The sequence below is a fragment of the Streptomyces sp. NPDC107521 genome (assembly GCF_055598485.1).
This window is the reverse complement of the sequence record NZ_JBVKAT010000001.1, coordinates 161,277-187,051: the sequence shown is the minus strand read 5'-3', so window position 1 is coordinate 187,051 and position 25,775 is coordinate 161,277. Positions and strand designations below refer to the sequence as shown.

General features: G+C 76.8%; 20 protein-coding genes. 16 read left to right on the top strand and 4 right to left on the bottom strand.

All coding sequences use genetic code 11. The features are described from left to right. Positions 1-14: 14 nt before the first annotated feature. The 4 genes from ACZ7LB_RS00765 (at position 15) to ACZ7LB_RS00750 (ending at position 3,701) form a co-directional block, all read left to right on the top strand. On the top strand, positions 15-950 hold the full coding sequence (locus tag ACZ7LB_RS00765) for an ACP S-malonyltransferase (RefSeq protein WP_471464474.1): 936 nt from the start codon (positions 15-17) through the stop codon (positions 948-950). A gap of 16 nt (positions 951-966) precedes the next feature. Next, on the top strand, positions 967-1,998 hold the full coding sequence (locus ACZ7LB_RS00760; protein ID WP_471464472.1) for a beta-ketoacyl-ACP synthase 3: 1,032 nt from the start codon (positions 967-969) through the stop codon (positions 1,996-1,998). Between the two features lie 80 nt (positions 1,999-2,078). After that, positions 2,079-2,327, top strand: a complete 249-nt coding sequence (locus ACZ7LB_RS00755) for an acyl carrier protein (RefSeq protein WP_161224969.1) — start codon at positions 2,079-2,081, stop codon at positions 2,325-2,327. Positions 2,328-2,429: 102 nt separating this feature from the next. Beyond that, positions 2,430-3,701 (top strand): beta-ketoacyl-[acyl-carrier-protein] synthase family protein, encoded by a 1,272-nt coding sequence (locus ACZ7LB_RS00750; RefSeq protein WP_471464469.1) that lies wholly within the window; start codon positions 2,430-2,432, stop codon positions 3,699-3,701. Between the two features lie 107 nt (positions 3,702-3,808). On the opposite strand, the gene ACZ7LB_RS00745 is transcribed toward ACZ7LB_RS00750, so the two are convergent. Then, entirely contained in the window at positions 3,809-4,303 is a 495-nt protein-coding gene (locus ACZ7LB_RS00745) for a DUF3145 domain-containing protein (protein WP_161224967.1), read from the bottom strand. A 258-nt stretch (positions 4,304-4,561) separates the two neighbouring features. Here ACZ7LB_RS00745 and ACZ7LB_RS00740 point away from each other — a divergent pair, with 258 nt between their 5' ends. Then, on the top strand, positions 4,562-5,470 hold the full coding sequence (locus ACZ7LB_RS00740) for an SGNH/GDSL hydrolase family protein (RefSeq protein WP_471464467.1): 909 nt from the start codon (positions 4,562-4,564) through the stop codon (positions 5,468-5,470). A gap of 31 nt (positions 5,471-5,501) precedes the next feature. On the opposite strand, the gene ACZ7LB_RS00735 is transcribed toward ACZ7LB_RS00740, so the two are convergent. Both ACZ7LB_RS00735 and ACZ7LB_RS00730 read right to left on the bottom strand, forming a co-directional pair. Next, positions 5,502-6,422, bottom strand: coding sequence for an EI24 domain-containing protein (locus ACZ7LB_RS00735; RefSeq protein ID WP_471464465.1), 921 nt, complete (start codon positions 6,420-6,422; stop codon positions 5,502-5,504). 65 nt (positions 6,423-6,487) lie between these two features. After that, positions 6,488-7,510 (bottom strand): NADP-dependent oxidoreductase, encoded by a 1,023-nt coding sequence (locus ACZ7LB_RS00730; RefSeq protein WP_471464463.1) that lies wholly within the window; start codon positions 7,508-7,510, stop codon positions 6,488-6,490. 89 nt (positions 7,511-7,599) lie between these two features. On the opposite strand from ACZ7LB_RS00730, the gene ACZ7LB_RS00725 reads away from it, so the two are divergent. The 7 genes from ACZ7LB_RS00725 to ACZ7LB_RS00695 all read left to right on the top strand — a co-directional run bounded on the left by ACZ7LB_RS00725 (position 7,600) and on the right by ACZ7LB_RS00695 (position 18,546). Next, positions 7,600-8,043, top strand: coding sequence for a MarR family winged helix-turn-helix transcriptional regulator (locus ACZ7LB_RS00725; RefSeq protein ID WP_471464461.1), 444 nt, complete (start codon positions 7,600-7,602; stop codon positions 8,041-8,043). Positions 8,044-9,176: 1,133 nt separating this feature from the next. Next, complete coding sequence (locus ACZ7LB_RS00720) at positions 9,177-11,978, top strand: beta-galactosidase (protein ID WP_471464459.1); 2,802 nt, start codon at positions 9,177-9,179, stop codon at positions 11,976-11,978. Positions 11,979-12,653: 675 nt separating this feature from the next. After that, a complete protein-coding gene (locus ACZ7LB_RS00715; RefSeq protein ID WP_471464457.1) occupies positions 12,654-13,904 on the top strand; it encodes an MAB_1171c family putative transporter in 1,251 nt (416 codons plus the stop codon). Between the two features lie 113 nt (positions 13,905-14,017). Next, positions 14,018-14,635 carry a toxin gene (locus ACZ7LB_RS00710; protein WP_471464455.1) on the top strand — a complete coding sequence of 206 codons (618 nt, stop codon included), beginning with the start codon at positions 14,018-14,020 and terminating at the stop codon, positions 14,633-14,635. Next, positions 14,632-15,921, top strand: a complete 1,290-nt coding sequence (locus ACZ7LB_RS00705) for an MAB_1171c family putative transporter (RefSeq protein ID WP_471464453.1) — start codon at positions 14,632-14,634, stop codon at positions 15,919-15,921. Before ACZ7LB_RS00710 ends, ACZ7LB_RS00705 begins: the two co-directional genes overlap by 4 nt. Beyond that, positions 15,918-17,081 carry an MAB_1171c family putative transporter gene (locus ACZ7LB_RS00700; protein WP_471464451.1) on the top strand — a complete coding sequence of 388 codons (1,164 nt, stop codon included), beginning with the start codon at positions 15,918-15,920 and terminating at the stop codon, positions 17,079-17,081. The genes ACZ7LB_RS00705 and ACZ7LB_RS00700 overlap by 4 nt, the downstream gene beginning before the upstream one ends. A 67-nt stretch (positions 17,082-17,148) precedes the next feature. Then, complete coding sequence (locus ACZ7LB_RS00695; protein ID WP_471464449.1) at positions 17,149-18,546, top strand: NAD(P)/FAD-dependent oxidoreductase; 1,398 nt, start codon at positions 17,149-17,151, stop codon at positions 18,544-18,546. A gap of 572 nt (positions 18,547-19,118) precedes the next feature. Here the strand turns inward: ACZ7LB_RS00695 and ACZ7LB_RS00690 are convergent. Beyond that, positions 19,119-19,487 (bottom strand): VOC family protein, encoded by a 369-nt coding sequence (locus tag ACZ7LB_RS00690; RefSeq protein WP_471464447.1) that lies wholly within the window; start codon positions 19,485-19,487, stop codon positions 19,119-19,121. Between the two features lie 920 nt (positions 19,488-20,407). Between ACZ7LB_RS00690 and ACZ7LB_RS00685 the strand changes: the two genes are divergently transcribed. The 4 genes from ACZ7LB_RS00685 to ACZ7LB_RS00670 all read left to right on the top strand — a co-directional run bounded on the left by ACZ7LB_RS00685 (position 20,408) and on the right by ACZ7LB_RS00670 (position 25,753). Further along, on the top strand, positions 20,408-21,031 hold the full coding sequence (locus tag ACZ7LB_RS00685; RefSeq protein ID WP_471464445.1) for a hypothetical protein: 624 nt from the start codon (positions 20,408-20,410) through the stop codon (positions 21,029-21,031). A 225-nt stretch (positions 21,032-21,256) separates the two neighbouring features. Beyond that, a complete protein-coding gene (locus tag ACZ7LB_RS00680; RefSeq protein ID WP_471464443.1) occupies positions 21,257-22,702 on the top strand; it encodes an acyl-CoA synthetase in 1,446 nt (481 codons plus the stop codon). Then, positions 22,695-24,098: a carboxyl transferase domain-containing protein gene (locus ACZ7LB_RS00675; protein WP_471464441.1), complete on the top strand. Its 1,404-nt coding sequence runs from the start codon at positions 22,695-22,697 to the stop codon at positions 24,096-24,098. The genes ACZ7LB_RS00680 and ACZ7LB_RS00675 overlap by 8 nt, the downstream gene beginning before the upstream one ends. A gap of 608 nt (positions 24,099-24,706) precedes the next feature. After that, a complete protein-coding gene (locus ACZ7LB_RS00670) occupies positions 24,707-25,753 on the top strand; it encodes a rod shape-determining protein (RefSeq protein ID WP_161224954.1) in 1,047 nt (348 codons plus the stop codon). Positions 25,754-25,775 lie beyond the last annotated feature (22 nt).

The window sequence follows — 25,775 nt, the reverse complement described above, 5'->3', positions numbered from 1 at the left end:
GAGAGAGTGTGAGAGTGCTCGTACTCGTCGCTCCCGGCCAGGGTGCCCAGACGCCCGGCTTCCTGACTGACTGGCTCGCCCTTCCCGGCGCCGCAGACCGTGTCGCCGCGTGGTCGGACGCCATCGGACTCGATCTCGCCCACTACGGCACCGAGGCCGACGCGGACGAGATCCGCGACACGGCCGTCGCCCAGCCCCTGCTGGTCGCGGCCGGCCTGCTGTCGGCCTCCGCGCTCGGCGCGCTGCCGGGCGGGTCCGACGGGACGGTCACGCCGGACGCCGTCGCCGGTCACAGCGTCGGCGAGATCACCGCCGCCGTCCTCGCGGGCGTCCTCGGCGAGACCGAGGCGCTGACCCTGGTCCGCCGCCGCGGCCTGGCCATGGCCGAGGCCGCCGCGGTCACCGCGACCGGCATGTCGGCGCTGCTCGGCGGCGACCCCGAGGTGAGCGTCGCGCACCTGGAGCGGCTCGGCCTGACCCCGGCGAACGTGAACGGCGCGGGCCAGATCGTGGCGGCCGGCACCCTGGAGCAGCTCGCCGCCCTCGCCGAGGACAAGCCCGAGGGCGTGCGCAAGGTCGTCGCGCTGAAGGTGGCCGGCGCCTTCCACACCCACCACATGGCGCCCGCGGTGGACCGGCTCGCCGAGGCGGCCTCGTCCCTCACCCCGGCGGACCCGAAGGTCACCTACGTCTCCAACAAGGACGGCCGGGCCGTCGACACCGGCGCCGAGGTGCTGGAGCGGCTGGTCGGCCAGGTCGCCAACCCGGTCCGCTGGGACCGGTGCATGGAGACCTTCCAGCGGCTCGGCGTCACCGCCCTGATCGAGATGTGCCCCGGCGGCACCCTGACCGGTCTCGCCAAGCGCGCGCTGCCCGGGGTGAAGACCCTGGCCCTCAAGACCCCCGCCGACCTCGACGCGGCCCGTGCGCTCGTCGCCGAGCACGCCTGACAAGGAGCCGGAGACCATGTCGAAGATCAAGCCCAGCAAGGGTTCCCCGTACGCGCGCATCCTCGGTGTGGGCGGCTACCGCCCGACCCGGGTGGTGCCCAACGAGGTGATCCTCGAGACGATCGACTCGTCCGACGAGTGGATCCGCTCGCGCTCCGGCATCGAGACGCGGCACTGGGCCTCGCCCGAGGAGACCGTCGCCACGATGTCCGTCGAGGCGTCCGGCAAGGCCATCGCCGACGCCGGGATCGACGCGCGCCGGATCGGTGCCGTGATCGTCTCGACGGTGTCCCACTTCAGCCAGACCCCGGCCGTGGCCACCGAGATCGCGGACAGGCTGGGCACCGACAAGGCCGCCGCCTTCGACATCTCGGCCGGCTGCGCGGGCTTCGGCTACGGGCTGACGCTGGCCAAGGGCCTGATCGTCGAGGGTTCGGCGGAGTACGTCCTGGTGATCGGCGTGGAGCGGCTGTCCGACCTGACCGACCTGGAGGACCGGGCCACGGCCTTCCTCTTCGGCGACGGGGCGGGCGCGGTCGTGGTCGGCCCGTCCACCACGCCCGAGATCGGCCCGACCGTGTGGGGCTCGGAGGGCGACAAGGCCGACACGATCAAGCAGACCGTCCCCTGGAACCGCTTCCGGATCGGCGACGTCTCCGAGCTGCCCCTCGACCGCGAGGGCAACATCAAGTTTCCTGCTATCACGCAGGAGGGCCAGGCGGTGTTCCGCTGGGCCGTGTTCGAGATGGCGAAGGTCGCCCAGCAGGCGCTGGACGCGGCCGGGATCAGCCCGGACGACCTGGACGTCTTCATCCCGCACCAGGCCAACGTGCGGATCATCGACTCGATGGTGAAGACGCTGAAGCTGCCGGAGCACGTCACGGTGGCCCGTGACATCCGCACCACCGGCAACACCTCGGCCGCCTCGATCCCGCTCGCGATGGAGCGGCTCCTGGCGACCGGCGAGGCGAAGAGCGGGGACACCGCCCTCGTCATCGGCTTCGGGGCGGGTCTCGTCTACGCCGCGACGGTCGTTACTCTCCCCTAGGCACGCCGTACCGGACCACGTCGGTCCGGGACGGAGCACCACACCGCCACACCTCTGGAACACTACGAAGGAGCGCCACCATGGCCGCCACTCAGAAGGAGATCGTCGACGGTCTCGCCGAGATCGTGAACGAGATCGCCGGTATCCCGGTTGAGGACGTCCAGCTGGACAAGTCCTTCACCGACGACCTGGACGTCGACTCGCTGTCCATGGTCGAGGTCGTCGTCGCCGCCGAGGAGCGCTTCGACGTGAAGATCCCCGACGAGGACGTCAAGAACCTCAAGACCGTCGGTGACGCGACCGACTACATCCTCAAGCACCAGGCCTGATCGTCCGATCACCCGGGCATGACGCCCGGGTGCCGGGCTGAACTGCCCCGCCACCCGGCGGTGGCGCCGTTCGAATCCGTTTCCTTTGGAGAAAGAATTCCCGTGAGCCCGACCAATCGCACCGTGGTCGTCACCGGTATCGGCGCAACCACACCGCTGGGTGGCGACGCAGCCTCGACCTGGGAGGGCATGGTGGCCGGCCGGTCCGGCGTCAAGCCCCTGGACCGGGACTGGTCCGCCGACCAGGCCGTCCGGATCGCCGCCACGGCCGCCGTGGACCCGACCGAGGTCATCCCCCGGCCGCAGGCCCGCCGCCTGGACCGGTCGGCGCAGTTCGCGCTGATCGCCGCCCGGGAGGCATGGAAGGACGCGGGATTCACCGGCAAGGCCGGCGAGGACGGCAGCATCGACCCCGACCGTCTCGGCACGGTCATCGCCTCCGGCATCGGTGGCGTGACGACCCTGCTCGACCAGTACGACGTGCTGAAGGAGAAGGGCGTACGCCGCGTCTCCCCGCACACCGTGCCGATGCTGATGCCGAACGGCCCCTCGGCCAACGTGGGCCTGGCCGTGGGCGCCCGGGCGGGCGTGCACACGCCGGTCTCCGCCTGCGCCTCGGGCGCCGAGGCCATCGGCTACGCCATCGAGATGATCCGCTCCGGCCGCGCCGACGTGGTCGTCGCCGGCGGCACGGAGGCGGCGATCCACCCGCTGCCCATCGCCGCCTTCGGCAACATGATGGCGATGTCCAAGAACAACGACGACCCGCAGGGCGCCTCCCGCCCCTGGGACGTGGCCCGGGACGGCTTCGTCCTCGGCGAGGGCGCCGGCGTCATCGTCCTGGAGTCCGCCGAGCACGCCGCCGAGCGGGGCGCCCGCGTCTACGCGGAGGCCGTCGGCCAGGGCATCTCGGCCGACAGCCACGACATCGTGCAGCCCGAGCCGGAGGGCCGCGGCATCTCGCACGCCCTGCAGAGCCTGCTGGACGGCACCGACCTGGACCCGGCCGAGATCGTGCACGTCAACGCGCACGCCACCTCGACGCCGGCCGGTGACATCGCGGAGCTGAAGGCGCTGCGCAAGGTCTTCGGCGACCACGTCGACCACATGGCCGTCTCCGGCACCAAGTCGATGACCGGTCACCTGCTCGGCGGTGCGGGCGGTGTGGAGTCGGTGGCGTCGATCCTCGCCCTGTACCACCGGCTGGCGCCGCCGACGATCAACGTCGACACCATCGACCCGGAGGCCGAGGCCACGGCCGACATCGTGCGCGGGGAGCCCAGGGCGCTGCCCGCCGAGGGCCGCATCGCCGCGCTGAACGACTCCTTCGGCTTCGGCGGCCACAACGTGGTGCTGGCGTTCCGCACCGTGTGACGCCCCGGCCCGTGCGACGCCGACGGCCCGGTCCCCCTCGGGGGGCCGGGCCGTCGGCGTCGGCGGGTGCCCGGCGGCCCGGGGCGGCGGGGCGGCGGGGCGGCGGGTCAGACGACCTGGTGGAGCCAGCGCACGGGGGCGCCCTCACCGGCGTGGCGGAAGGTCTCCAGCTCGTCGTCCCAGGGCTTGCCGAGGAGCTTGGCGATCTCGCCCTCCAGCTCCGTCTCGCCGCCGCGGGCGCGGGCCAGGGCGGCGCGCAGCCGGTCCTCCGGGATCAGGATGTCGCCGTGGACGCCGGTGACGGCGTGGAAGATGCCGAGGGCGGGGGTGCAGCTGTAGCGCTCGCCCTCGTGGCCCGCGGACGGCTCGGCGGTGACCTCGAAGCGGAGCATCTGCCAGCCGCGCAGCGCGGAGGCGAGCTTGGAGGCGATGCCGGCCTGGCCCTGCCAGGAGAACTCCGAGCGCCAGGTGCCGGGGGCGGCGGGCTGCCGGATCCAGTCCAGGCCGACGCGGGTGCCGAGCACCCCGGCGATGGCCCACTCGACGTGCGGGCAGAGCGCGCGCGGCGCGGAGTGCACGTACAGGACTCCACGTGTCGTCACCGGAACCTCCGGGCTGAGCGGGACATCTCGGAACGGGTGGAACGGCCGCGGCCGGGACGGCCGCGTTGATGGCGAGGCTACCGTGCGACGGCGCAAGGAGTGTGACGTACCGTCGGTCCTGGTGCCGGGAAACCGCCGCCGTTCACCCGGCAGGACGCTTGTGCGGGTGTGAGCCGCCGCACCGGGGCCCGGGGAACCCGGGCGCGGTGTCACGGGTTGGGAAGTGTGGAGGCGCAGCAGGCGACAGGGAGGGCGCTCATGGCCCGGTTGGTGGAACGGGAACCGCGTGGCCGGGCCCGCGGCCGGGCGGCGCTGGCCGCGCTGGCCGTCGTCGCCCTGGCGCTGACCGGCTGCGACGCGGCGGGCGGGAACCCGGGCGCGTCCGGCACCCGGCGGGCGGCCCCGTCCCCGGCGCCCGCCCCCGTGTGGGACACCGGCCCCCGGTCGCTGGCGGCCGTGGGCGACTCCATCACGCGCGGCTTCGACGCCTGCACGGTGCTGTCGGACTGCCCCGAGGTGTCCTGGGCGACGGGCTCCAGCGAGGAGGTCGACAGCCTGGCGGTGCGGCTGCTGGGCGCGAAGGCGGCCGAGCGGAGCTGGAACCACGCGGTCACCGGCGCCCGGATGGCGGATGTCCCGGCGCAGATGGAGCGGGCCGCGGCGCACCGCCCGGAACTGGTGACGGTGATGGCCGGGGCGAACGACGCCTGCCGGTCCTCGGTCGGGGCGATGACACCGGTGGCGGACTTCCGGGCGCAGTTCGAGGAGGCGCTGCGGACGCTGCGGGCGCGGCTCCCGAAGGCGCAGGTGTTCGTGGTCAGCGTGCCCGACCTGAAGCGGCTGTGGTCCGAGGGGCGCACCAACCCGCTCGGCAGGCAGGTGTGGAAGCTGGGCCTGTGCCCGTCGATGCTCGGGGACGCGGACGCGCTGGACGCGGCGGCCACCCAGCGGCGGAACACGGTGCGGGACCGGGTGACGGACTACAACAGGGTGCTGGAGGAGGTCTGCGCCAAGGACGACAAGTGCCGCACCGACGGGGGCGCCGTGCACGGCTTCCGGTTCGGCACGGGGCAGCTCAGCCGCTGGGACTGGTTCCACCCGAGCGTGGACGGTCAGGCCCGGCTGGCCGAGATCGCCTACCGGGCGGTGACGGCGAAGGGCCCCTGACGGACCGGGAGCGCCGGCGGCGGGCGGGCGGTCAGTACGCGGGGCCGACGGGACCCGTGCCGGAGCCCGGGGCGGTCGCCGGAGCCGTACCGCCCGGGGCGGCGGCGGTGTCCGCGGTTCCGTCCGCCTCGGGCCGGCCGTCCCCGTCGGCCCCACCGTTCCCGTCGGCCCCGGCGGCCGGGGCCGGGCCGCGGCCGGGTTCGCGGGTCTCCTCGCCCAGCAGGTCGCGGGCGAGCAGCGTGGCGCCGGCGACCGCGCCCGGCATCAGGAACACCGCGACGAACGGCACCAGGAAGGCCAGGCCCAGCGGGGTGCCGAAGCCCCAGACCAGGGTCCGCCGGGAGCGGAGCAGGGCCAGCCGCTCGCGCAGTTCGACGCCCCGGCGCTGGAGGGCGACGGCGGCCAGTTCCTCGGTGAGGAAGAAGCCGGTGACCAGGAAGCCGAGCACCGGGACGACGGTCTGCCCCACGACCGGCACGAACCCGGCGGCGAACAGCAGCACGCCCCACACGGCCGCGCGGACCAGGATGCGCAGGCTGTCGCGGCCCGAGATCCACAGCTCGCGCCAGAGCGGCAGCTCCGACTCCGGGGCGGTGCCGTCCGGCGACACGTCGCGGTCGACGCGCTCGGAGAGGCTCTCGTAGAAGGGCTGGCCGACGAGCAGGGTGACGGCGGTGAAGGTGAGCACCGCCAGCAGCAGGGCGAGGGCGAACAGGACCGCGGTGAGGAAGCCGCGGAACAGCCCGCCCCAGGGGCTCGCCCAGTCGTCCGCGAAGGGCGTCGCCCAGGCGGTGAGGTCCTGTCCCCACAGCACCAGCGCGATCAGCGCCGCCGCGTACAGCACGAGCGTGATCAGGCCCGGGAGCAGCCCGAAGCCGTAGCTTCCGCCGTGCCGCGCCATCCACCGCTGGCCCTTGAGAAGATGGCCGAATCCCGCCCCGAGGTCACGCATGCGCGCACTCTACCGGGCGGCGCGGACCCCGCCGGGGGGCACGGTCCGCGCCGGGTGACGGGGGGTCAGAGCGCGACGATCATCTTGCCGGTGTTGTCACCGCGCAGGAGGCCGAGGAACGCCTCCAGGGTGTTCCCGATGCCCTCGACGACCGTCTCGCGGTACTTCAGCTCACCGGAGCGCACCCAGCGGCCGACCTCGGCGACGAACTCCGGCCGGAGGTCCTCGTGGTCGCCCACCAGGAACCCCTGGATGCGGCCCCGGGTCTGGATCAGCCGGACGAGGTTGCGCGGGCCGGGGGCGGGCTCGGTGTCGTTGTAGACGGAGATCATGCCGCAGACGGCGATGCGCCCGTCGCGGTTGAGGGAGCCGATGGCGGCCTCCAGGTGCTCGCCGCCGACGTTGTCGAAGTAGACGTCGACGCCGTCGGGGGCGGCTTCGCGCAGTTGCTCGGCCACCGGCGCCCGCTTGTAGTTGAACGCGGCGTTGAAGCCGTACTCGTCGAGCAGCAGCCGGACCTTCTCGTCGGTACCGGCCGAGCCGATCACCCGGGAGGCGCCCTTGAGCCGCGCGATCTGGCCCACCTGGCTGCCGACGGCACCGGCCGCGCCGGAGACGAAGACCGCGTCGCCCTCCCGGAAGGAGGCGGTGCGCAGCAGCCCGGCGTAGGCGGTCAGGCCGGGCATCCCGAGGACCCCGAGGTAGGCGGGGAGCGGCGCCGCCTCCGGGTCGACCCGGACGGCGCCCCGCGCGTCCAGGGCCGCGTACTCCCGCCAGCCGAGGAAGTGCAGGACGTGGTCGCCGACGGCCAGGCCCTCGGCGCGGGAGGCCACGACCTCTCCGACGGCGCCGCCCTGCATGACCTCGCCCAGCGTGAAGGGGGCGGCGTAGGAGCGGGCCGCGCTCATCCGGCCGCGCATGTACGGGTCGACGGAGAGGTAGCGGTTGCGCACGAGCACCTGGCCCTCGCCCGGCACCGGCATCTCCGCCTCGACCAGGGCGAAGTCCCCGGGCTCGGGGCGGCCGACGGGCCGGCTGAGGAGGTGCCACTCGCGGTTGACGGCGGGGAGGGCGGGGGGATTGGTCATGGGGCGCCTTTCCGGGAATCTTTCAGCTACTGAAACAACCATGCGTCTGAACATTTCAGGTTGTCAAACACCTGGGTACCCTGGTTCCCATGCCCGTACCGCACCGCACCGTCCGCCCGCCCGATCCGCTGACCCTGGAGGTCGTCGAGCTGATCGGCGAGGTGGTGGCACGCTTCCACGCCGACTACGAGGAGGCGGCGGCCGAGCGGTCGCTGACCGGTGCCCAGGCGCGGCTGCTGGGCCTGCTGGCGCTGGAGCCGCTGCCGATGCGCAGGCTGGCGCGGAAGCTGCGGTGCGAGCCGTCCAACGTGACCGGGATCGTGGACCGGCTGGAGGCGCGCGGCCTGGTGGAGCGCCGCCCGGATCCGGACGACCGCCGGGTGAAGGTGGCGGCGGCGACGGAGGAGGGCCGGCGCGTGGCCCGGGAGCTGCGGGAGTCGCTGCGGTTCGCGCGCGAGCCGCTGGCCGGGCTGTCGGAGGAGGAGCGGATCGCCCTGCGGGACACGCTGCGGAGGATGCTCGGCACGTTCTGATCCCATGGGGTGCCCGGGGGCCGGGGTGCCCGGGGCCAGGGTGCCCGGAGCCAGGGTGCCCGGAGCCAGGGTGCCCCGCGGGTCCCGCGGGTCCCGGGGTGCTCGCGGGTCCCGGGGCTTCGAGCGGCGGGCGGGCCGGGGCCCGGCTCCGGGCCGGGGGCCTGCTCCCCGCCGGGCCCCGGGGGCGCCCGTGTCCCCCGGGACCCGGGGCGGGTGTCCGGTCCCTCTCCACCCCCCGGCGGTCGGATTCCGGGCCCGGAAATCACCCGAACGGCTGACGGTCGACCGGGGGCCCACCGGGGCGGCCACGGGTACGGGGCACCGGGACACCGCGCCCCGGTGGGAACGGGGAGGGCGGACGCGGACGGCCGGGACGGTGTCGGCCCGCGTCGCCGGAGCGCCGGGCCCGGACGGCCGGACAGCGAGGCCGCACGGCCCTGGAGGGCGGGAAGCCCGAGGACTGAGGAGGCGGAGCCCGAGGTCCCGGAGCGCCGTGCGGACGGCCCGGGTCACGGCATGTGCGGACAGGGACGGTGAGAGCGGGGCACCGGTCCGGGCCGGCGAATGCCCGAGCGGCGGGGCGACGCGGTGCGGGTGTCCCGCCCGGCGGGGCGACGCGGTACGGGTGTCCCGGGCGGCCGGGCACGCCGGGCCGGGCGGGGCCCGTGCGGCAGGTACGCCGGGCACGGCTGGGCCCCGTGCGGCAGGTGCGTCGGGCCGGGCTGGGCCAGGTGCGTCGGGACGGGCGGGGCCCCGGACGACGGGTGCGCCGGGCACGGCGGCGGCGCCCGCGCGCCGGGGTTCGGGCGCCCGGGGTCGGGGTGTCCGAGCGGGTTGGTGCGGGCGGGTGGGTGCGGGCGGGGGGTCGCGCGCTGGAAGAATGGGGCGGCACGGCGGTCCGCCCCGCGTCGCGGACCGGCAGGGCACGGCGGCCCGCGCGGCCGCCGGGACCGGCACGGGCGGTGAGCCGCCCGGACACCCGTGGGCACACCGGCCGCACCGCCGTCCGTGCGTCCACCGGCGCGGGGACGGGAACGCCGAGCACCGGCACAGGACCCGGCACCAGCACAGGCACGGCACGGCACGGCAGCAAACAGGCACGGCACAGGCACAGGCACAACGGGAGGGCTCCCTTGGAGCTCAGCAGACGCGTTTTCAGCACCCTCGCGGGCACCACCACCCTCGGGCTCGCGCTCGGCGGCAGCGCGGGCGGCGCGGACCGGCCCGCCGCCCCCGCACCGGGCCCGGTGCCCACCGGGCCGCCCCCCGCCCCGCCCGCCGCGGACGGGGCGCGCCACCGGGTCGGTTTCGACCGGTACTCAGCGCTGGTGGACGGCAGACGGCTGACGCTGTGGTCGGGCGAGACGCACCCCTTCCGGCTGCCCAGCCCCTCGCTGTGGCGGGACGTGCTGCAGAAGATGCGGGCGCACGGCTACAACGCCGTCACCGTCCCGCTGGCCTGGAACCTGCACTCCCCCGCGCCGGGCGTCCACGACTTCACCGGTGTGCGCGATCTGGACCTGTTCCTGCGCACCGCCGCCGAGACCGGGCTGTACGTCGTGCTGCGGCCCGGCCCGTTCCCCGTCGCGGACGGCGGCGGCACGGGTCTGGACGCGGGCGGGCTGCCCGGCTGGCTGGGGGCCGCGGAGGGCGACGCCGCCCGCGCCGACGCCGCGTACCTGCGGCACGCCGACGCCTGGCTGTCCCGGGTCGACGCCATCGCCGCCCGGCACCTGTTCACCCGGGGCGACGGCACCCTGCTCCTCTACCGGCTGGACCCCGTCCACCGCGGGCACCTGGCCCACCTGCACCGGAAGGTCCGCGCCGACGGCATCGACGTACCGCTGCTGCACGGCGGGCGGCCGCTGCCGGACGGCGAGGTGGAGCGTGCGCCGGACGCGGCCGGGGCGCGGCGGGCGCACCTGGACCTGCTCGGGCGGGGCCCCGCCGTGCACACCGTGCGCACCGCCTTCGGCGGCACCTCCTGGGGCTGGCTGCCCGCGCCCTCCGCGCCCGCGCCGACGTACGACCCGACGGCGGGCATCGCGGAGAGCCGGGTGCCGACCGCACGGCTGGCCCCGCTGCACCAGATCGGTCACCTGCTGCGGCACGTCCCCGACTTCACCCGGCTCCGGGAGGGGGCCGGGGTGCGGGCCGCCGATCCGCGCCTGCGGGTGCGGCACCTGGTCAACCCGGACACCGGCGCGCACGCCTACGTGCTGCGCAACGACTCGGCCGGGGAGGTCACCTCGACGGTGCCGTTGGGCGGCGACCGGGTCGAGGTCACGGTCCCCGCGCGCGACGCCCGGCTCCTCGCCACCGGGCTGGACCTGGGATCGGGACGGCGGCTGGCGTACGCCACGGTGCAGCCCATGCTGGTCCTGGGCGTGGGGCGGCTGGACGTCGCCGTGTTCACCGGGCGGGCCGGGGAGATGGCCCGGCTGGTGGTGGACTGCCCGAGCGAGCCGTGGCCGACCCGGGTCGACGACGAGGCCGCCTGGGCCTACGACCGGGGGCGGCTGCACGTGACCGTGCCGCTCGGCGAGGACCGGCTGACCCGGGTGCGGGTGCGCGGCGGCGACTCGGAGCGGACGCTGGTCCTGCTGTTCGCGGACGAGGCGGCCTCGCTGCGGCTGTGGCCGTTCGAGACGCCGACGGGCAAGGGCCTGGTGCACGGCCCGGCGCTGCTGCGCGGGGCCGTGCTGGACGGCCCGGTGGTCCGGCTGACCGGCGACACCGTCGGGGAGGCGGATCTGGAGGTGTGGGCGCCGCGCGGCGTCACCGGCGTCACCTGGAACGGCGCCGACGTCGCCACCTCCGTCAGCCGCGCGCACAGCCTGCTGGCCACCTGGCGGCTGCCGGGGGCGCCCGAGTTGGTGCTGCCCGCGCTCGGCGGATGGCGGCGGCGCACGGAGAACCCGGAGGCGGAGCCCGGATACGACGACTCCGGCTGGACCGCCGCCGACCGCCGGACCTCGTACAGCACGACGCCCGTGCCGCGCGGGGGGCCCGTGCTGTTCGCGGACGACTACGGATTCCCCTACGGCGACGTCTGGTACCGGGCGCGGCTGGAGGGCGGGGCCGCCGGGCTGGGCGCGGTCTCCCTCACCTACGCCACCGGGGCCCAGGGAATGCTCATGGCCTGGCTCGACGGCAGGCCGCTGGGCACCCACCGGACCGGCCGGGAGCCCGACGGGCGGGGTACCTGGACCGGCACCGCCCGCTTCCCGCTGCCCGGCGCGCTCCGCGACGAACTGCGCGCGCGGCAGCGGCGGTTCGAGCGGGACCGGGAGCGCGGCCGGGGCGGCCGGGCCCCCGAGCCGGTCCTGTCGGTGCTGGTCCGCCGCACCCAGCACGACCCGGCGGACCACCGGGCGGGGCGCGGGCTGGTGTCGGCCGCCTTCGAGGGCGCGTCGCCACGGGCGCGCTGGCGGCTGCGGGGCACGGCGGCGCCCGACCCGGTGCGCGGTCCGCTCAACCACGGGGGCCTGTACGGGGAGTCGCGGGGCTGGCACCTGCCGGGCCTCGACGACGGCGGCTGGGAGCCCGCCGCCCTGCCGCGCGCGGACCGGCGCCAGGGGGTGACCTGGTACCGGACCTCCTTCCGGCTGGACGTGCCGCCGGAGGTGGACGCCTCCGTCGGCCTGGTCCTCGACGACGACCCGGCCCGCCGCTACCGCGCCCAGATCTTCCTGAACGGCTGGAACCTGGGCCAGTACGTCAACGACGCGCCGCCGCAGCACGCGCAGCACACGTTCGTCCTGCCGGGCGGTGTGCTGCGGACCCGCGCCGCCGCCAACACGCTGGCCCTGGCGGTGCTGGCGGACGGGGACACCGCCTCGGGGCCGGGGACGGCACGGCTGGAACTGCTGGGGTGCGCGGCGGGCGGCGTCCCGGTGACCCCGGTGCCGTCACCGGGGGCGCGCGCGTCCTGAACGGGCGGCCGCGGGCGGCCCGCCGGGGCCCGGTGCCTCCGCCGGGCGGCCCCGGCCGGACCGCCGCGCTCCGGACCTCCACGGCCGGGAACGGCCCCCGGCACCCGGTGCCGCGATCGGGCCGGACGGTGGCCGGGCGGCACCGGACCGGACCCTGCGGCACGACGCGGCGGCCGGGCGGCCCCGGGCACCGGCCACGCCGTACGGGCCGCCGCACGGCGAGCGCGAGGAGCGGCCGCGCCCCCGGCACCGGGTGCCAGCCCGGGGATCCGGGCGGGGTCCGGGCCGCGATCCCGAAGGGGCCGGGCGGGGGCCGGGCCGGGGCCGGGGCGGGTCGGGGGGCGGTCGCGGGGGCGGTGGATTCGGCCAGACCGGTTGGTACGGTCCGGGACCCCTCCGGCGGCTCCGAGCGGCGCCCCGCGGCCCCGCCGGGCCGGGCGCGGGCGCCGGGGCGGGCCGTACTGCCGGACGGGACCGGCGGTAACACCCCGCCGTTCACCGGAGGTGGGGGGCGCTTTCGGGGTGCGCGCGCCGGGGGCGGCAATGAGTCACCGCGCCGGTTTCGGCCTGCCGTGCTCCGGCGCCGCCGCGTAACCTCGGCGGCGCCGCGGCGGTGCGGTGGGAAAGGGGTGCGATGGCCAGCGCGGGCGCCCGCGGGCGGGAGGCGGCGGCGCGGTGACGCAGTCGCTCAGCACCTTCTACACGTCCTTCTGGTGGGTACCGGCCACGGTCCTGGCCGCCGCCCTGGCGATCAAACTGCCGGCCATCATCCGCTTCCGGGGCGATCCGCTGCTGCTGGCGGTCGGCGGGCTGCTGCTGCTCGCCTGCGCGGTGTTCGTGTTCGTCGCGCCGTCCACCATCGCCTGGGTCAACCGCGTCACGGGCGTGCCGAACATCTCGGCGCCCTGGGTGTACTCGCTGCTGACCGCCTTCTGCGGCTCCTGTCTGCTGCTCATCATCGCCTGGCGCAACGGGCTGTCCGACCGCTCCGCCGCGACCCGGCGGGCGATGCGCTGGGTGGTCTCCGGCTACGGCGGGGTCATCGTGGCGCTCTGGGTGCTGTTCGTCCTCGCGGACGCGCCCGTGGAACGGCGGCTGGACCTGGACACCTACTACGCCAACACGCCGTTCATGCGCGAGGAGATCCTGCTCTACCTGCTGGCCCACACCACGGCCGTGCTGATCACCTCGAAGCTGATCTGGAACTGGGTGCGCGCCGACGGCCTGGACGCCTGGCTGCGCTGGGGGCTGACCTTCCTGGGCGCCGGGTACGCGATGAACCTCGTCTTCGACGCCGCCAAGCTGACCGCCGTCGTGGCCCGCTGGACCGGCCACGACCTGGACCGGCTCAACCTGGAGGTGGCGCCGCCGGTGGCCTGTCTGTCCGCCGTGCTGATCGCGGTCGGCTTCATCCTGCCGCACGCCGGCCAGTACCTGAGCAGACGGCGGCGGGTGCGGCGGGCCCACCGCGAACTGCGGCCGCTGTACCTGCTGATGCGGTCCGTGGACGGCGGGCGGGTGCCGTACGCGCCGTGCGTCGACGCCGGGCTGCGGCTGACCCGCCGGGAGACGTACATCCGGGACGCGCTGCTGCCGCTCGCCCGCTGCCTCGACGAGGACCTGCGGCGCCGCTCCTACGACGCGGCGCGCGGCCTGGGCCTCGCGCCGGACCGGTCCCGGGCGCTGGCCGCGGCGGTGGCGGTCACGGAGGCGGTCGGGGCCCGGCACGGCCCGCGCGACGGGGCGGACGGCGGCTGGGCGGCCGGGCACGCGGAGGGCGGCCCCGACCCGACGGAGCTGCTCCGCGAGATCGGCGCCCTCTCCCTGGCCCTCGGCGACCCCGGGGCGCTGCGGATGGTGCGGGCGCTCGCGGTGGCCGCCCCGAGACGCGGGGTGCGGGTCGGGGAGGGCACCGGAGGTGGCTGACCGGGGGCAGCTCTTGGCATATTGCAGGGAACCGCGCGACGCGCCGGCCGGCCGGGCGGCGCCGGGACGGCGGGACCGACAGGAACGACAGGGCAGGGGTTGAGGAGAAAACGGTGGGTACGAGCAGGCAGATGCGCCGCCTCGCGGACACGCTCATCGACCCGATCAGGGTGCCCGTACCGGCCGATCCCGAGGTGCTGTTCGACGCCCTCGTCGCGTCCGTCGCCGCCTGGCGGGGCCGGGAGGTCGTGGTCGTCCGCGAGACGTTCCCCCCGCACACCGCCAGCGGCCTCTGGGTCGAGGGCGAGGAGCAGGACGTGATCGTCGTCGACCGCCGCGCGGCGGTGTGGCACCAGATCGTCATCCTCTGCCACGAGGTGTGGCACATCCACCGCCGCGAGGCCGAGCGCGCCGCCGCCGGGGCAGCGGCCCGCCCCCGGCTCGGCTGGCTGCGCGGCGGCCGGGCGGGCGGTCCGTCGGCGGCGGCCGGGCGGGACGGGGGCGCGCGGCCCGTCCGGGGCGCGGCCGTTCCGGGCCGGGCGGTGGCGGCGCGCAGCGACTTCAGCCTGGCGGAGGAGCAGGAGGCCGACCGGTTCGGCATGCTGATGGGCCGTCGGCTGCGGTCCCGGCTGGAGTCCTCCGAGGACCCGGTGTACGCGCCCGACGGCGCGGCCGGGGACCTCGCGGGACGGATCGGCGCCGCCCTCCACTACCGGGGGCCGCGCGGATGAACGGTCTCGTCAACTACGTGAGCTGCGCCGTGCTGTGGCTCGGCCTGGCGGTCAAGGCGCCGGACCTGATACGCCACCGGCGCGACCCGTACCTCGGCTCCATCTGCGCGGTGCTGGGTCTCGCCGGACTCTGCTTCTTCCTCGGCGCCCCGCCCACCGTCGGCGCCGTCAACCGGCTCGGCGGGGTGCCCAACCTGGCGGCGCCGCTGACGTACGCGTCGATCACCGCGTACGGCGCCGCCGCGCAGGTGCTCATCGTCCACTGGCGGGGCGGGCCCCGGGTGCGGGAGGTCGCCCGGCGGTGGGTGTGCGCCTACACGCTCGTGGTGCTCGGCATAGCCGTGCTGTTCGCGCTGGGCGAGGCGCCCGTGGAGCGCCGCACCGACCTGGACACCTACTACGCGACGACGCCGTTCATCGGGCAGATGATCGTGCTGTACCTGGCCGGGCACCTCACCGCCGTCACGGTCACCGCGGTCTCGGCGCTGCGCTGGGCCCGGGAGGTGGGCGGCGCGCTGCGGGTCGGACTGACGGCACTGGGCGCGGGCGCGCTGTGCAACGCCGGGTACAGCGTGACCAAGCTCGCCGCCGTGGGCGCCCGCCACGCCGGGCGGGACTGGTCGGTGCTGGCCTCCGGGGTCTCCCGGGCGGCGGCGGCGGTGAGCGCCGTGCTGACCGTGGCGGGGGTGCTGATCCCGCTGATCGTGCCGCGGCTGGCCGCCTGCCGCCGGGCCTGGCGGACGTACGCCCGGCTGGCGCCGCTGGAACGGCTGCTGGACGGGGTGCTGACCCGCCGCCGGCTGCGGCTGCCCCGGCCCCGGCTGGCCTCGCCGTCGACCCGGCTGATGTGGCGCCAGACCAGCATCCACAACGCGCTGAGCCATCTCGTCCCGTACGTCGACGGCGCCCTGTACGAGCGGGTCCTGGCGGCCGAGCTGCGCGCGGACGGGGACGCGGCGCGGGCCGAGGCCGCCGCCTGGGCGGCGGTCGTGGCGGCGGCAGTCCGGGCCGCGGAGCGCGGCGAACTCCCCGGGCCGGGCCCGGGGGCACCGTCGGCCGGGGTTCCGCTGTCCGTCCTGGGACTGCCGTCGGGCTGCCCCGCCGCCGTCGCGGCCGCCGCCGTCTCCGCCGTTCCGGCCGCGGTCCCCGCCGCCGGCCCCGGGGAGGCCGGGCGTCCGCCGGAGCGGCTGCCGGGCGCCACCGCGCTGGTGCGCATCGCGGACGTGCTGGCCGCCGCCGTGCCCCCGCCCCGCCGCACGCCCAGCGGACGGAGGTCCCCGGCGTGAGCCTCGTGGTCTATCTGGCCGCCGTCGTCTTCGGGCTGTCCTGCCTGGTGCTGTTCCGCCGCCCCCGCTCCCGTCTGACCCTCTCCACCTGCGTGGCGATACTCCTGGGCTCGCTGGTCTTCGTCTGCTCCGCCCCGCTGACCCTGGCCACCGTCAACCGCCTCACCGGCGTACCGAACTTCGGCGCCCCGCTGACGTACTGCATGATGTCCGCCTACAGCTGCTCGCTGCTGGTGCTGCTGATCAACTGGCGGGGCGGCTCCCGGGCCCGCGTCCGGCGCCGGGTGCTGCGCAGCGTGGCCGCGTACACGCTCCTGGGCGTCGTCCTCGTCGTGCTGTTCGCGCTGGCGGACACCCGCACCGAGCGGCTCACCGACCTCGACACGTACTACGCGGACACCCCGTACATGCGGGTCATGATCGTGCTCTACCTGGCCGGGCACAGCGCCGCGACCCTGGCGATGTGCGCGGTGTGCGTGAAGTGGGGGCGCGAGGTCACCGGGCTGCTGCGGACCGGGCTGCGGCTGATCCTGGCCGGCAACCTGCTCGACGTGGTGGGCTTCCAGCTCACCAAGTACACCGCCCTGGGCGCCCGTTGGACCGGGCACGACCTGGACTTCCTGTCCACCTCGGTGGCCCCGCCGATGGCCTCGCTCGCCGCGCTGACCTGTGCCTCCGGGTTCGTGCTGCCGAGGCTGCTGCCCGCCGCCGGGGCCCAGTGGCGGGGGCTGGACCTGCACCGCCGGCTCGGCCCGCTGTGGCGGCTGGTGCGCTTCGCCTCGACGGCGCCCGAACAGCCCTACTCCTGGTGGCGGTTGCCCCGGGAGCGGCTGCGGTGGCGGGAGATGTCCATCCACGACGCCCTGCTGGCGCTGGCGCCGTACTTCGACGACGGGGTCCGCGAGCGGGCCCACGGGGCCGTGCTGCGCGCGGGCGGCACCGACCGGCTGGCCCGCCCGGCCGGGGAGGCCGCCATGCTGGCCGACGCCGCCCGCCGGGCCGCCGCGGGCGAGGAGCCGCCCGCCGCGCCGAGCACCCACCGGCTGCGCGCCACCGAGGTCTCCGGCACCGGTGAACTCGTCGAGCTGGCACGGGCCCTGGACGGCGTGACCGCGGCGGACGCGGACCGGGACGGTACCGTGAGGGCCGCCCACGGCTGACCGGGGCCGTACCCGGCCCGCGCCGCGGGCTGCCGGGCGGCGGCGCGGGCCCGACCGAAGGAGACGCATGTCCCGTAGAGCAGTCGTCATCGGCGCCGGTGTGGCCGGCATGCTGGCCGCGGCGGCCCTGTCGGCCGCCGTGGACGAGGTGACCGTGCTGGAGCGCGACGAGCTGCCCGACGGTCCGGCGCACCGCAGGGGCCTGCCGCAGGGCCGCCACGCGCATCTGCTGATGGCCGGGGGGCTGGCCGCGATGGACGGCCTGGTGCCGGGCCTGTCCGTGCGCGAACACCTGCTGGCGGCCGGGGCGCGGGAGGTCGCGCTGGGCTCGGGGATGGTCGCGCTCACCCCCGAGGGCTGGTTCCGGCGCTGGCGGCACGAGGGACCGCGGATGCTCACCTGCAGCCGGGCGCTGCTGGACTGGGTGGTGCGCGAGGCGGTCCTCGGCAAGACCGGGGTGCGGCTGGTGCGGGCGGACGCCCTGGGGCCGACCGGTTCGCCGGGCCGGGTCGACGGGGTCCGGGCGGCGACGGCGGACGGCGAGGAGGTGTTCGGCGCGGATCTGGTGGTGGACGCCGGCGGGCGCGGCTCGCGCCTGCTGACCTGGCTGGACGGGCTGGGCGTGACCGGGGTGCGGACCCGCACGGTGGACGCGGGCCTGGTCAACGCCACCCGTGTCTACCGGACGCCGGAGGGCGCCGGGGACTTCCCGATGACGGTCCTGCACGCCGACCCCTACGCGGGACGGCCGGGCCGCAGCGGGATGGTGCTGCCGATCGAGGGCGACCGCTGGATGGTGAGCCTCGGCGGCACCCGCGGGGGCGAGCCGCCCGCCGATTCCGAAACGTTCCTGCGCTATGCAGGGGAGCTGCCGCACCCGATCGTGGCCCGTCTGATCTCCGGCGCCGAACCGCTGACCGACGTACGGGTGGGGCGCGGCACCAGCAATGTGCGGCGCCATCTGGAGCGGGCCCGGAACTGGCCGGAGGGGCTCGTCGTCCTCGGCGACGCGCTGGCGACCTTCAACCCGGTCTACGGGCAGGGCATGTCGGTGGCCGCGCTGGAGGCGCGGATCCTCGGCGAGGAGGTGCGGCGCGCGGGGGCCGCCGCGCCGGGGCTCGCGCGGCGCGTGCAGCGGCGGGTGGCCGGGCCGGTGGACGCGGCGTGGGCGATGGCCGTCAGCCAGGACGTGCTGTACCCGGGCACCCGGGGCGGAACGGCGGGCGCGGCCGACCGCATGGTCACCTCGTACGCCCGTCGGCTGACCCGCGCGGCGACCGGCTCCTACCCGGCGGCGGCGGCCCTGTGGGACCTCACCAGCCTGCTCGCCCCGCCGACCCGCCTGCTGCGGCCCGCCGCGCTGCTCGCCGCCCTCACGGGCCCCGCCCTTCCCCCGCTCTCCGGCCCCCCGCTGACCCCGGCGGAACACGCGACGCTGCGGAGGCTGACGGCGGGGGGCGGGTGAGGCGGACGGGCCGCGCGGGGCGGCGGCTGCCCGGCGGGGGTGGCGGCTGCCCGGCGGGACCCGGTACGCGGAGCGTGGGAGGCGGGGCCCGGTGCGGGGTCCGGGAGGGCTGGGCGCGCCGGGCCCCGCGCGGGGAGCCCGGATCGGGGTGCGCGCGCGTCCGACGGCGAGGGCGCGGCCGGCGGCCTTCCGGCTGGGGTGGCCCCGTGGGTGCGGCCGACGGGGAAGCCGGTGACGACCACGGGGTCGAGTACGTCGTCGTCCGGGCCGCGGAAGCCGAGGTCCGACAGCCCCAGAGGCCGACGGCGCGCGGGTGGGCCAGGACGTGGCCCTGGCGGGTGGCGGTGTCGTCGTGGGTGCGGCCGGGCCGGGCGGCGGATACGCCGGACCGCCCGGATACGACGAACCGTCCGGCTCCGTCGGACGGTCCCGCCCGACGGTCCGCCCCCGGACGGCCGCCCCCGGTGGCGCCGCTCCGCCTGCCGCCCGCCCCGGCGGGAACCGAGGCCGCCACCGAGCACGTGGTCTCCGTCGCGGGCAGCCCACGACCAGCACGGGCGCCTGGGAGGGGGTCACCGGGCGGGGATCGGCTGGGTCAGGTTCACCGGGTTGCCGTCGGGGTCCTGGACGTGGGCGACGCGCTGTCCCCAGGGCATGTCATTGGGGCCGCCGCGGACCGAGCCGCCCAGAGCCGTCACGCGGCCGAGCGTCTCGTCGACGTCGTCGACACCGATGCTGAGCAGGATCCGCGGTGCCGCCCCGGTGTCCAGGTCCGCCCTGGCCACCAGCCCGAGGTCGGTGTCGCCGATGCGCAGGCCGAGGTAGAAGGCGGGCCCTTCCTCCGGTGTCCGGAAGACCTCCTCGGCGCCGAACAACTTCGTGTAGAAGCTCAGCAGGACGTCCGGGTCGGCGGTCAGGATCACTGGCTGGATGGTGGACATCGCACTCCTGTCGAGAACGGTCGTGTCACTGGGTGGACCGTTCGAGGACGGTGAACTCATCGGCGAACCGCCCTGCCGGACGACCTGCGCACCGGACTGCCGTCCGCGACGGGTGCGGGTACGGGTACCCCGAGACGACGTCGCACCACGCCGCTTGCCGGTGGCTTCGCGAGGGCGGACGTCCACGGAGCCGGGCGGTACGCCGGGACCGGCGGGGGCGGACCCGGCAGGGGCCGTCCGACGACCTGGGCTCAGCGCGGAGTGCGCGGTGCGGCGCGCGCGGTGCGGAACGGCCCGGCGCGGAGGGGCACGGTGCCCGGGGCGGAGAGGCACGGTGCCCGGCGCGGAACGGCCAGGCGCGGAGGGGCACGACGCAGGGTGCCCGGTCGACGGGAACCCGGCAACGGGAACCCGGTGCTCGGAGTCCGGCGAGAGCACCCGGCAGGGGCGGAGTCGCCCCCGTTGTACCTCGCGCGGCGAGCCCGGCATGGTGGGCACGGCACGGGGGCGCCCGGTGCGCCCGGTGCGCCCGGTGCGCCGGAACCGCGAGGCCGGACCCCGGCAGGGCGGCCGGACGCGCCGAGCCCCGCGCGCCGAACCTGACACGGGCGCACAACACGGAGGCGCACCACGATGCCCCGAGCCCGGCACGGGGAGCCGGGCGAGTGGGCCCGGGGCCCGGTGTGCGGGGCATGTGCGCGGGGCGCGGTGTTCGAGGCCCCGTGCGCGGGACCGAGGCACAGGGCCCGGAGCGGGCCCGGAGCGCGGAATCCGGGGCCCGAGCCCGGAGCGCGGATCCGGAGCGCGGACCCAGGGCGCGGACCCGGAGCGCGGAATCCGTGTGCGGAACCCGGGGCCCGAGCCCCGGGTGGCCGGTCCGCCGGTCATGTGGCGGCGGGGTGGTGGGTGACCATGGCGTCATGGCCTCCGAGAAGCGGCCCGCCGCTCCCTTCACCCCGCTCGACTTCCAGCTCGTCCTGCTGCGCCGCATGGCCGACCACAACCCCGGCCCGGTGGAGGACGCCCGCCGGGAGCTGGGGGCCTCGGCGGCCCGGATGCGGGAGGCCAACAGCCGTTGGCAGGCGATGCTCCGCTCACCGCGCGCCCGGTCCGCCTCCGCCCGCTACCGCTCGGTCCTGGGCGAGCCGGAGGCGGTGCTCCCGCGCCGGATCGGCGACCTGGAGTGCGAGGCCCTGCGGTGGCCGCTGCCGCTCTGGCCCGGCCTGCGCTTCGAGGTGCTGCTCGCGGCGGACGGCACCGTCTGGAACGCGTGGCTGGTCCGCGCCCCCGGCGCCGAGGGCCCCGCGCTGCGCACCGTGGCGGATCTGACGCCCTGGTCCTGCACGGTCGACGAGGCCGCCCGCGCCTTCGCCCCCGCCCGCCCGCTCCAGGGCTCGGCCCCGACCCGCTGGGGCCTGGCCTTCACCGCCCCCGGCGCGGACGGGGCGCCCCGCGCGGTGACGGCGGAGTTCACCTGGGGGCTGCTCCAGCGGATCGCGGTCGCCGGGGACGGACCGGAGCCCCGCCCTGCCGCCCCGTCCTGACCTCCCGCCCGCCGGGCCCGCCCCCGGCCCGGCACCGGGCCCCGTCCGCTCCCGCCCGGCCCGGTCCCGGCGCTCCGACGGTTCCGTCACCCGGCCGGCCCGGCCCCCGCGACCCCCTCCCCCGGCCCCTTTCCCTCACCCGCTCCGCTCTCGACACCCCGTACCGGGCCCGGATCGGGTAGGAACGGGGGCGGTACCCCTGTCCCGTCTCCCGAGGAGTCCCCCGTGTCCTCCCTCTTCCCGGCCCTCACGTCCGCCCCGGACGACCACGTGGCGCTGCGCTTCGGTGAGCGCTCGCTGACCTACGCGGAGCTGGCGTCGGCCGCCGGTGCCGTCGCCGAACGGGTGCGCGGGGCCGGGCGGGTCGCCGTCTGGGCGACGCCGTCGCCGGAGACCGTCGTCGCGGTGGTCGGCGCGCTGCTCGCCGGCACCGCCGCCGTACCGCTCAACCCCCGGTCCGGCGGGCGGGAGCTGGAGCACATCCTGGCCGACAGCGCGCCCGCCCTGCTGCTGGCCGCGCCCGGTGAGGCGCTGCCCGGACCGGTGGCCGCGCTGCCCCGGGCCGACGTCGACGTCCGTGCCGCCGGGCCGGTGCCCGCCGACACCGGCGGCGAGGAGGACCCGGCCCTGGTCGTCTACACCTCCGGCACCACCGGCCCGCCCAAGGGCGCCGTCCTCCCCCGCCGCGCGCTGGCCGCGACGCTGGACGCGCTGGCCGCCGTCTGGGGGTGGACCGGACGGGACGTCCTCGTCCACGGACTGCCGCTGTTCCATGTGCACGGACTGGTGCTCGGGATCCTGGGCCCGCTGCGGCGCGGCGGGTCGGTGCGCCACCTGGGCGGCTTCACCACCGAGGGCGTGGCGCGGGAGCTGGGTTCCGGGGCGACCATGCTGTTCGGGGTGCCGACGATGTACCACCGGATCGCCGAGGCCCTGCCCGGCGACCCGGCGCTGGCGAAGGCGCTCGCCGGGGCCCGGCTGCTGGTGTCGGGGTCGGCCGCGCTGCCGGTCCACGACCACGAGCGGATCGCCGCCGCGACCGGGCGGCGGGTCGTCGAGCGGTACGGCATGACGGAGACGCTGATGAACACCGGCGTCCCCGCGGACGCCGAGCCGCGCGCCGGAGCGGTGGGGCCGCCGCTGCCCGGGGTGGAGCTGCGGCTCGTGGAGGAGGACGGCACACCCCTGACCGCGGACGACGGGGAGAGCGTCGGCGAGATCCAGGTGCGCGGCCCGAACCTGTTCACCGGGTACCTCAACCGCCCCGACGCCACCGCCGCCGCCTTCACCGCCGACGGCTTCTTCCGCACCGGGGACATGGCGGTGCGCGACCCCGACGGCTGGGTCCGCCTGGTCGGGCGCAGGGCGACCGACCTGATCAAGAGCGGCGGCTTCAAGATCGGCGCCGGGGAGATCGAGAACGCGCTGCTCGAACACCCCGGGGTGCGGGAGGCCGCCGTCACCGGCGAGCCGGACGCCGACCTGGGCGAGCGGATCGTGGCCTGGGTGGTGCCCGCCGACCCGCAGGCGCCCCCGGGGCTGGCGGAGCTGGCCGCCCATGTCGCGGAACGGCTGGCCCCGCACAAGCGGCCCCGGGTGCTGCGGCTGCGCGAGGCGCTGCCCCGCAACGACATGGGGAAGATCATGAAGCGGGCGCTGGGCGATGGCTGACGCCCGCCCGGCCGCACCGGGCCCGGCCCGCCCCGGGCGGCACGGCGCGCGGGAGACCGTCGCCCTGCTCTGCGACGCCTTCGACGAGCTGCCGTCCCCTCCCGCGCCGCCGGAGCCGCCCGACGGCCCGCTCGGCTGGGAGGGGTACGACGACGCCCGCGCCCGTGCCGCCGCGCGCACCGGCGAGGAGGAGTCGGTGGTCTGCGGCACCGGCGTGGTCGGGGGCACCCGGGCGGTGCTGATCGCCTTCGAGTTCGGCTTCCTCGGCGGCTCGCTGGGCCGTCGCACCGGCGACCGGCTGGAGGCGGCGTTCGCCCACGCGCGGGCGCACCGGCTGCCGGTGGTGCCGCTGGTCGCCACCGGCGGCAGCCGGATGCAGGAGGGCATGCTCGCGCTGACCCAGCTCCAGCGGGTGGCCCGGCAGTCGGCGCTGACCCGGGCGGCGGGGCTGCCGCAGATCGCGGTCCTGCGCGACCCGGCGACCGGCGGCGGCTGGGCGACCCTGGGCGCGGGCGCCGACGTGGTGCTGGCGCTGCCCGGCGCCCAGGTGGGCTTCGCCGGGTCCCGCGTCCGGCCGCCGGGCGCCGATCCCGCGGCGTACGGCGCCGAGGGGCAGGTGGCGGCGGGCAGCGCGGACGCGGTCGTGCCGCCCGGGGAGCTGCGTGCCGTGCTGGGGCGCTGGCTGCGGCTGCTGACCTCGCCGTCCGCGGACCCGGCGCCGGTGCCGGAGCCGCTCGGGGCGCGGGACCTGCCGGCCGACGGGGCGGAGGCGGTACGGCGGGCGCGGGCGCCCGGGCGGCCCCGGGCGGGCGCCTATCTGGACGCCTACTTCACCCACCGGGTGGCGCTGAGCGGCGACCGCTGCGGCGGCACCGACCCCCGGGGCATGCTGTGCGGTTTCGGCGAGCACGCGGGGCGGACGGTGGCGTACGCGGCCCAGACCGGGACGGCGACCCGGCCCGCCGGATACCGCACGGCCGCCCGGCTGGTGCGGCTCGCGGACCGGCTCGGCATCCCGGTGCTGACCCTGGTGGACACCCCGGGCGCCGCCAACGACGCGGCGGCGGAGCGCCAGGGGGTCGGGCCCGCCGTCGCGGACCTGTTCGGGGCGATGGCCTCGCTGCGGGTGCCCGCCACCACGCTGGTGATCGGCGAGGGCGGTTCGGGCGGCGCCCTGGCCCTGGCCGCGCCCGGCCGCACCTGGGTCGCGCCGGACGGCTACTTCTCCGTCATCGCCCCGGAGCAGGCGGCGGCGATCCTCAAGCGCCCGCCGGCCGAGGCCGAGCGGACCGCCGATCAACTGCGCCTGCGGCCGCAGGACCTGGCGGAGCTGGGGCTGATCCGAACGGATGATCGGGTGTTCCCCGGAACAGGTGGTCATCGCTCGGGAGAGTGATGAAGGGTGCCCGCGGCAACGATACTCAACGGTGTGCGCACGACGGGCTGCAGACCGTGACGGGCGCACGGTCCCGGATGAACGCACGTCCCAAGGAGCAGTACGCACATGAACCTTCTCACCGACATCCTCGCCGGCCTGGTCCACCTCGTCGGCCGGCTGGTCTGACGGTCGCAGGGAACCGGCGGCGCCGTCCCCCCGTCCCAGGGGGGCGGCGCCGTCCGCGTGCGCGGGGCGCGCCTCCCCCGTCGTGCGCTCCGGGCCGGTGTGCCGCACGCTCCGGGCGCCGCCGGGCCACCATCGGATCACCACCGGTCACCGCCGGACCGCCGCCGGGGCCGCGCCGTCGGGGCCGCCGCCCGCCCCGCCGGACACCGGCACCCGCTCCCGCTCCCGCTCCCGCTCCCGCACCCGCCGACGGTCCGGCGCCCCTCGCCCCGCCCCCCGTCACCCGTACGGCCCCGCGCCTCCCCCGTACGGAGCAGGCGCCGTCCTCCGGTCCCCCCGCCCGGCCCCCTCCGGAAGGCGCCCCGCAGCCGCCGCGCGCACGATGCCTGTGAGGCCGGCCACCCGGCGGCCGTACGGTCCGGCACTCGGGAGGAACCGCCATGACCGCCAGTACCGCCACACTGGAGCAGTTGCGCCGCTGCCACTTCGCCGTCGACCTGGGGGCCGCGCGCACCCGCGTGTACGTCAAGGGCGCCGGGCTCGTCGTCGACCAGCCGTCCGCCGCCGCGGTCAACACCCGCACCGGCGCGCTGATCGCCGTGGGGGAACTGGCGGAGCGGATGACGGGCCGCACCCCCGGCTACATCCGCGTCGTACGCCCCGTGTCCGGCGGCACCGTGGTCGACATCGAGATGGCGCAGCGCATGCTCCGGCACCTGCTCGGCGACCGGATCCGCCGCACCCTGCGCCGCAAGCCCCGGCTGCGCGCCGCCGCCTGCACCCCGCACGACGCCGATCCGCTGGCCCAGCGCGCCGCCATCGAGACCCTGGTCGGCCTCGGTGCCCGCCGCGTCGAACTCGTCGACACCCTCATCGCGGCGGCCGTCGGCTGCGGGCTGCCCGTGGAGCAGCCCGAGGCCACCATGATCATGGTGTGCGGGGCGCACGCCACCCAGGTCGCGGTGCTCTCCCTCGGTGCCATCGTGACCGCCGAGCGCATCCCCGTCGGCGGCGAGGCCGTCGACCACGCGATCGTGCAGCATCTGCGCCACCAGCACGAGCTGGTGCTGCCCAGCCAGTCGGTGCGCCCCCTCCAACTGGCCCTGTCCGGCAACGGCCTGACCCCGCACGGCCCGGCCTCCACCGAGATCCACGGCCGGGACGTGGCGACCGGGCTGGCCCGCAGCGTGCGGGTGGACACCGCGGCGGTGCGGCACGCCATCCAGACCCCGCTGACCGCGGTGCTCGACGGCATCGGCAAGGTGCTGCGGGACTGCCCGCCGGACCTGGTGGCCGACCTCGCGGACCGGGGCATCATGATGGTCGGCGGCAGCGCGCTGCTGCCGGGCTTCGACCACATGCTGCGCGAGGCGACCGGCATGCCGGTGCACATCGCCGAGCGGCCCGGCGTCTGCGCCGTCAAGGGTCTCGGCATCATGCTCGAGGGCCGCATCGAGCCGATGGTGCTCGACCCGACGGGCGACTGACCCCCCGCCGCGCCCCGACGGC

Coding starts and splice junctions, on each gene's coding strand:
- ACZ7LB_RS00760 (WP_471464472.1), top strand. CDS start 967: ATGTCGAAGATCAAGCCCAGCAAGGGTTCCCCGTACGCGCGCATCCTC.
- ACZ7LB_RS00755 (WP_161224969.1), top strand. CDS start 2,079: ATGGCCGCCACTCAGAAGGAGATCGTCGACGGTCTCGCCGAGATCGTG.
- ACZ7LB_RS00740 (WP_471464467.1), top strand. CDS start 4,562: ATGGCCCGGTTGGTGGAACGGGAACCGCGTGGCCGGGCCCGCGGCCGG.
- ACZ7LB_RS00735 (WP_471464465.1), bottom strand. CDS start 6,422: ATGCGTGACCTCGGGGCGGGATTCGGCCATCTTCTCAAGGGCCAGCGG.
- ACZ7LB_RS00730 (WP_471464463.1), bottom strand. CDS start 7,510: ATGACCAATCCCCCCGCCCTCCCCGCCGTCAACCGCGAGTGGCACCTC.
- ACZ7LB_RS00725 (WP_471464461.1), top strand. CDS start 7,600: ATGCCCGTACCGCACCGCACCGTCCGCCCGCCCGATCCGCTGACCCTG.
- ACZ7LB_RS00705 (WP_471464453.1), top strand. CDS start 14,632: ATGAACGGTCTCGTCAACTACGTGAGCTGCGCCGTGCTGTGGCTCGGC.
- ACZ7LB_RS00695 (WP_471464449.1), top strand. CDS start 17,149: ATGTCCCGTAGAGCAGTCGTCATCGGCGCCGGTGTGGCCGGCATGCTG.
- ACZ7LB_RS00690 (WP_471464447.1), bottom strand. CDS start 19,487: ATGTCCACCATCCAGCCAGTGATCCTGACCGCCGACCCGGACGTCCTG.
- ACZ7LB_RS00685 (WP_471464445.1), top strand. CDS start 20,408: ATGGCCTCCGAGAAGCGGCCCGCCGCTCCCTTCACCCCGCTCGACTTC.
- ACZ7LB_RS00675 (WP_471464441.1), top strand. CDS start 22,695: ATGGCTGACGCCCGCCCGGCCGCACCGGGCCCGGCCCGCCCCGGGCGG.
- ACZ7LB_RS00670 (WP_161224954.1), top strand. CDS start 24,707: ATGACCGCCAGTACCGCCACACTGGAGCAGTTGCGCCGCTGCCACTTC.